The organism is Microbacterium umsixpiens (assembly GCF_053543675.1).
This window is the reverse complement of record NZ_JBLVOH010000100.1, coordinates 5,810-11,388: the sequence shown is the minus strand read 5'-3', so window position 1 is coordinate 11,388 and position 5,579 is coordinate 5,810. Positions and strand designations below refer to the sequence as shown.

Sequence of the window (5,579 nt, the reverse complement as noted above, 5' to 3'; positions counted from 1 at the left end):
GGCATCCGGGCCCCGCGTCGGATTCGCGTCAGGCGTCGACGTCGCCGCGCCAGGATCCGGTCTCGACGCCGCGGCCCTCGATGAACTCCTTGAAGTTCTGCAGGTCCTTCTTGACGGCGTGACCGCCGGCGCCGACGAGGGAGCCGAGCTTCTCGAGCAGCCCCTCCGGAGCCCAGTCCAACTGCACCGTCACGCGGGTCGACGTGTCGTCGAGCTTGTGGAACGTCACCACACCGGCGTGCTCGGTCTCGCCGCCGGTGCTGTTCCACGCGACGCGCTCATCCGGGTGCTGCTCGGTGATCTCGGCGTCGAACTCGCGGGTCGCGCCGCCGACCTTGACCTTCCAATGCGTGTGGGTGTCGTCGATCTGAGTGATCGACTCGACCTCGTCGAGGAACTTCGGGAAGCTCTCGAACTGCGTCCACTGGTTGTACGCCGTGCGCACGGGGACGTCGACGTCGATGGTCTCGATGATCTGCACCATGTGATGCTCCTCACTTCTCGTCGTTCGTGTCGTCCCATTCAGCCCGCTGCGACGAGGATCGGCGACGGGGTTGACAGCCGCGTCGTCGGACGACGATCATCCGCGGCACCACGGGACTACCGTTGAGGACATGCGCATCCCCGCCGCGATCCGCGCCTCCCAGCGCTCTCCGCTGCTGCAGGTCGTGAAGTCGGCCGCAGCGACGATCGCCGCGTGGCTCATCGCGGGATGGGTGTTCCCCGCGCAGCTCCCGGTGTTCGCCGCGATCGCCGCGCTCCTGGTCGTGCAGCCCAGCGTGAACCAGTCACTGTCGAAGGCGCTCGAGCGCAGCATCGGTGTGATCGCCGGTGTGGTGATCGCCGTCGCGCTCGGCCTGCTGCTGGGGTCGCCGAGCTGGATCGTGCTGCTCGCGATCGTCGTCGCGATGCTGGTCGCGTGGATCTTCCGGGCCTCCCCCGGCACCGGCAACCAGGTCGCGATCTCGGCGATGCTCGTGCTGGCGCTCGGATCGTCGAGCCCGGAGTACGCGTTCGCGCGCATCGTGGAAACCTTGATCGGGGTGGTGATCGGCATCGTCGTGAACGCGCTGATCGTGCCTCCGGTGCTGGTCGCCCCCGCTCGGCGCGATGTCGGACTGCTCGGGCGGGAGCTCGCCGCCAGCCTCGACCGCCTGGCCGTCGCGCTGCCGGAGCCGCAGACGGCCGCACAGCTCCAGGAGCTGATGCTGGAGGTGCGGCTGCTGCGTCCGATGAAGGATGCCGCCGACGCCTCCATCGCCGCGGGCGAGGAGTCGCTCACCCTGAACCCGCGGCGCTCGACCCACCGCAGCGAGCTGAAGGAGATGCGGGAGCTGCTCGAGCGCCTGTCGCCCATCGTGACCCAGACGATCGGCATGACCCGCGCGTACTTCGACCACTACGACGACACGATCGGCGAAGAGCCCGCCGTCACCGCGATCGCCGAGCAGCTGCGGCGCGCCGGGCACGACGTGCGCCTGGCCGTGCAGATCGCCGAGGCGTCGCCCGAACCCGACACGATGACGTCCGCGATCCCCGCGCTCACCGCCCCACTCGTGATCCGACCGCCGTCATCGCAGCACTGGATCCTGATCGGCTCGCTCATGGAAGACCTCCGCCGGATCCGGGGCGAACTACTCGACGAGGACTGACCGACTCCGCATACGCTGGTGGCATGTCCGACATGACCGTCGCGGAGGCCCTGGGCGAGCTCGCCGCACTGGAAGATCCGAAGATGCGCGCCGCCAACGAGAAGCGCGGCGACGACCACGGCATCAACCTCAGCCGGATGCGCGCGCTCGCGAAGCGGATCAAGACCGACCAGCCGCTCGCGGAAGAGCTCTGGGCGACCGGCGAGACCCCGGCGCGACTGCTGGCCCTGCTGATCTGCCGCCCCCGCGACTTCAGCGCCGACGAACTCGACGCCATGCTGCGCGAGACCCGCCCGCCGAAGGTCAACGACTGGTTCGTGAACTACGTCGCCAAGAAGACGCCGCTCGCGGAAGAGCTGCGGCTGCGTTGGTTCGACGACGCCGACCCCACGGTGGCCGCGGCCGCCTGGTCACTCACGACCGTGCGCGTGATGAAGGACGCGGACGGCCTGGACCTGCCACACCTGCTCGACCTCATCGAGCGGGATATGAAGGATGCGCCCTCGCGTCTGCAGTGGGCGATGAACGAGACCCTCGCCAACATCGGCATCTTCCACCCGGAGTACCGCGCGAGGGCGCTGGAGATCGGGGAGCGCCTGCAGGTCCTCGCGGACTACCCCACCGCGCCCGGCTGCACCTCGCCGTTCGCCCCGCTGTGGATCGGCGAGCTCGTGCGGCGCCGCGAGGGCTGAGCGCGTTCAGGGTTGCTGCGTGCTGCCACCCACCCGCCGCGAAGGAGATCTCACGCTCTGAAGGAGAGCATCCGGCATCTACTCCTTCATTGCGCGAGATCTCCTTCGGAACGGGCGGGCGCGGCATCCGCCTCGGTGACCGGCAGGCGTGTCCCGCCCCGATTCCGCATTTGAGCCAGTAACGTTATACACTTTATGAGTCGCGGGGGCTCTGGGGTGATCGCATGGGGCGGTCTCTGCCGCGCGCGACACGACCTGGGGAGCATCATGACCACGCAAGACGAACTGAACACACTCATCGCCGACATCGCGCACGACATCAACGGCTTCATCGGTGCATCGGTCGTCGATCTGGAGTCCGGGATGCCGCTGGCCTCGAGCTCGGTCCGACCGGACTTCGACCTCGATGTGGCCAGCGCCTACAACAGCGAGATCGTCAAGAACAAGATGCGCACGATCGAGGCGCTCGGTCTCGACGCGACCTTCGAAGACATGCTGCTCACGCTCGACACGCAGCTCCATCTGCTCAAGATGATCACACCCGAGATGTTCATCTACCTCGCTGCCGACCGCCAGGCGACGAATCTCGCGCTGCTCCGCTCTGCCGTCAACCGCCACGTGGCGGCTCTGAACGCTTGACCGGGGAGGCCGCGCGCTGCGACGGCCTCGAGGAGATCTCGTGGGTGCGCGCCGCGTCGGTGGAGTCGCCGATGCGGCGGGCGCGCTGGCGGCATGTGAATCTGCCGAACCGTTACCGGCTCATCTTCGCCGGGCCGGTCGGGGCGGGGAAGACGACGGCCGTCCGGGCACTGAGCGATATCCCGCCGGTCGACACCGATGTTCCGATCTCGGCCGGATCTGCGGAGTACGGCGACGGCGAGAAGACCACCACCACGGTGGGCCTCGACTACGGCGCGTGGAAACCCACGCCCGAGATCGCCGTCACGCTCATTGGGGTTCCCGGGCAAGACCGCTTCGCTCCCGCCCGCCGCAGATCCTCGACGGCAGACACGCGCATCCTGCTCTGGCTTCGTGCCGACCGGCCACACCTCGCCGCCGATGCCGCCACATGGATTCCGCGGTTCGCCGGCGACGGCCAACGAATGGTCATCGCGGTGAGCCACTGTGAGGAAGAGGCGCTGCCCACGGTGCGCCAGGAGCTCACCGAGGTCCTGGCGCGATACGGCATCCCCCCGAACCGCGTTCATGTCGCCGACGCGCGCGATCGCGACAGCGTGATGCGAGTCGCCTGCGTGGCCCTTGATCTTCCGGAAGAAGAGTCGTGAACACACACAACCGAACAGACCACCCCCCTCTCTCCCACGACGCTGCACATCGGCACGACGCGACCTACGGGGGCGACCCCGTGCTCATGCATCCGGAGATCGCGGCGCACTGGGAGCTCTGGTCGAGCGTGGTGAGCCAGGCCGCTCTCACCCGACTGCGTCATCTCCAAGAGCGCTTCCCGGAGCTGACGACGGCTGTCCTCTCGACCGCCGACGGCCTGCACATCGCCTCCGTCGGCGCACGGGACGAGACGGGAGAGCGGCTGGCGGCGATCAACAGTTCGCTGTTCGGCGTCGCCAGGGCCGAAGCCGAGATCATCTCCGGGGGAACCGAACCGAGCCTGTCGGCCGTCGTGTCGGTGTCGATCGGTCAGAGCCAGCTCTCGTTGCTCAGCTTCGTCCTGGCGCCCTACGGCCAGCTGCTCCTGTCGGTGTCGGCGGCCGGAGTCCAGGTCGGCACCGTGATCGTGCAGGCGCGCTCGGCGGCGTACGAGCTGATCACCGCGCTCGGGCTCGCCGGAACCCCCGGCTGAGGCATGGGGTCGCTGGCTACGCTGGGGCGATGAGCACGCACATCGCCGCTGAGCCCGGCCAGATCGCCCCCATCGTCCTGTTTCCCGGCGACCCGCTGCGAGCGAGGTGGATCGCCGAGACGTTTCTCGAGAACGCCGAGCTGTACACCGAGACGCGCGGCATGCTGGGCTTCACCGGCACGTGGGAGGGGCACCGCATCTCGGTGCAGGGTTCCGGCATGGGCCAGCCGTCGATGGCGATCTACGCCAACGAGCTGTTCGACTCCTACGACGTGCAGACGATCGTGCGGGTCGGGTCGTGCGGGGCGCTGACCGAGCGCGTCAAGGTGCGCGACATCATCATCGCCAACGGGGCTTCCACGGATTCCGGCATCAACCGCGTGCGCTTCCACGGACTCGACTACGCGCCAGTGGCGGACTTCGGCCTCCTGCGCGCGGCCGTGGAGGCGAGCGAGGCGGAAGACCTCGAGTCGACCGTGCACGTCGGGCAGCTGTTCTCGAGCGACCAGTTCTACAGCACCCGCCCCGAGCTCACGGAGCCGTTCGTGCAGCACGGCATCCTGGGCGTCGAGATGGAGGCGGCCGGGCTCTACACCCTCGCGGCCTACTACGGTCGGCGCGCACTCGCCATCTGCACGGTCAGCGACCACATCGTCACGGGCGAGGAGACCACGGCGCAGGAGCGCGAGCAGACCTTCGGCGACATGATCCGCATCGCCCTGCGCGCCGCCACCGCAGTCTGAACCGGTCTGACCCGTCCTCGCGGATGGGATGATCGAGGGACCATGACTTCCTCTCCGCGGCTCGATCCCGCCCTCGTTCCGGACGCCGCGGATCCGGATGCCGTCTACCTCGCCTTCGTCGAGTGGGCGGAGTCGACCGGCATCAGCCTCTATCCCGCGCAGGACGAGGCGGTCATCGAGATCGTCTCCGGCAACAACCTGATCCTCTCGACGCCCACGGGCACCGGCAAGTCGCTCGTGGCGATCGGCGCTCACTTCGCCGCCCTCGTCGCCGGACGCCGCAGCTACTACACCGCTCCCATCAAAGCCCTGGTGAGCGAGAAGTTCTTCGCACTGGTCGATGTGTTCGGCGCCGAGAACGTCGGCATGGTCACGGGTGATTCCTCGGTCAACGCCGACGCCCCGATCATCTGCTGCACGGCCGAGATCCTCGCCAACCTCTCGTTGCGCCAGGGCACGGATGCCAACGTCGGGCAGGTCGTGATGGACGAGTTCCACTTCTACGCCGACCCCGACCGCGGGTGGGCGTGGCAGGTTCCGCTGCTCGAGCTGCCCCAGGCGCAGTTCATCCTGATGTCGGCGACCCTCGGCGACGTCACCGAGCTGGCTGCCGACCTCACCCGCCGCACCGGTCGCGAGACGGCGACGGTCACGGGCGTCGAGCGTGCCGTCC

General features: G+C 68.4%; 8 protein-coding genes. 7 read left to right on the top strand and 1 reads right to left on the bottom strand.

Annotated features, from left to right (window positions below; all coding sequences use genetic code 11):
• Nucleotides 1-28: 28 nt before the first annotated feature.
• Nucleotides 29-484 carry an SRPBCC family protein gene (locus tag ACNPM4_RS10215; RefSeq protein ID WP_029261433.1) on the bottom strand — a complete coding sequence of 152 codons (456 nt, stop codon included), beginning with the start codon at nt 482-484 and terminating at the stop codon, nt 29-31.
• A gap of 130 nt (nt 485-614) precedes the next feature.
• Between ACNPM4_RS10215 and ACNPM4_RS10210 the strand changes: the two genes are divergently transcribed.
• From ACNPM4_RS10210 to ACNPM4_RS10180, 7 genes are all read left to right on the top strand, one after another.
• The gene (locus ACNPM4_RS10210; protein ID WP_029261432.1) at nt 615-1,652 is read left to right on the top strand and encodes an FUSC family protein; all 1,038 of its coding nucleotides are present in this window, start codon (nt 615-617) and stop codon (nt 1,650-1,652) included.
• A 23-nt stretch (nt 1,653-1,675) separates the two neighbouring features.
• Nucleotides 1,676-2,344 (top strand): DNA alkylation repair protein, encoded by a 669-nt coding sequence (locus ACNPM4_RS10205; protein WP_372468093.1) that lies wholly within the window; start codon nt 1,676-1,678, stop codon nt 2,342-2,344.
• A 267-nt stretch (nt 2,345-2,611) separates the two neighbouring features.
• A complete protein-coding gene (locus tag ACNPM4_RS10200; RefSeq protein WP_448985581.1) occupies nt 2,612-2,983 on the top strand; it encodes a roadblock/LC7 domain-containing protein in 372 nt (123 codons plus the stop codon).
• Complete coding sequence (locus ACNPM4_RS10195) at nt 2,980-3,630, top strand: GTP-binding protein (protein ID WP_448985580.1); 651 nt, start codon at nt 2,980-2,982, stop codon at nt 3,628-3,630. Before ACNPM4_RS10200 ends, ACNPM4_RS10195 begins: the two co-directional genes overlap by 4 nt.
• The gene (locus tag ACNPM4_RS10190; protein WP_448985579.1) at nt 3,627-4,163 is read left to right on the top strand and encodes a roadblock/LC7 domain-containing protein; all 537 of its coding nucleotides are present in this window, start codon (nt 3,627-3,629) and stop codon (nt 4,161-4,163) included. The genes ACNPM4_RS10195 and ACNPM4_RS10190 overlap by 4 nt, the downstream gene beginning before the upstream one ends.
• Nucleotides 4,164-4,192: 29 nt before the next feature.
• Nucleotides 4,193-4,906: a purine-nucleoside phosphorylase gene (gene deoD, locus ACNPM4_RS10185; protein WP_448985578.1), complete on the top strand. Its 714-nt coding sequence runs from the start codon at nt 4,193-4,195 to the stop codon at nt 4,904-4,906.
• Nucleotides 4,907-4,948: 42 nt separating this feature from the next.
• Nucleotides 4,949-5,579 (top strand): DEAD/DEAH box helicase (locus ACNPM4_RS10180; protein WP_448985577.1); only part of this gene is annotated, 631 nt, incomplete at its 3' end.

Bases quoted from the DNA above. Each gene is read 5' to 3' on its own strand.
- ACNPM4_RS10215 (WP_029261433.1), bottom strand. From the start codon at position 484: ATGGTGCAGATCATCGAGACCATCGACGTCGACGTCCCCGTGCGCACG.
- ACNPM4_RS10210 (WP_029261432.1), top strand. From the start codon at position 615: ATGCGCATCCCCGCCGCGATCCGCGCCTCCCAGCGCTCTCCGCTGCTG.
- ACNPM4_RS10205 (WP_372468093.1), top strand. From the start codon at position 1,676: ATGTCCGACATGACCGTCGCGGAGGCCCTGGGCGAGCTCGCCGCACTG.
- ACNPM4_RS10200 (WP_448985581.1), top strand. From the start codon at position 2,612: ATGACCACGCAAGACGAACTGAACACACTCATCGCCGACATCGCGCAC.
- deoD (WP_448985578.1), top strand. From the start codon at position 4,193: ATGAGCACGCACATCGCCGCTGAGCCCGGCCAGATCGCCCCCATCGTC.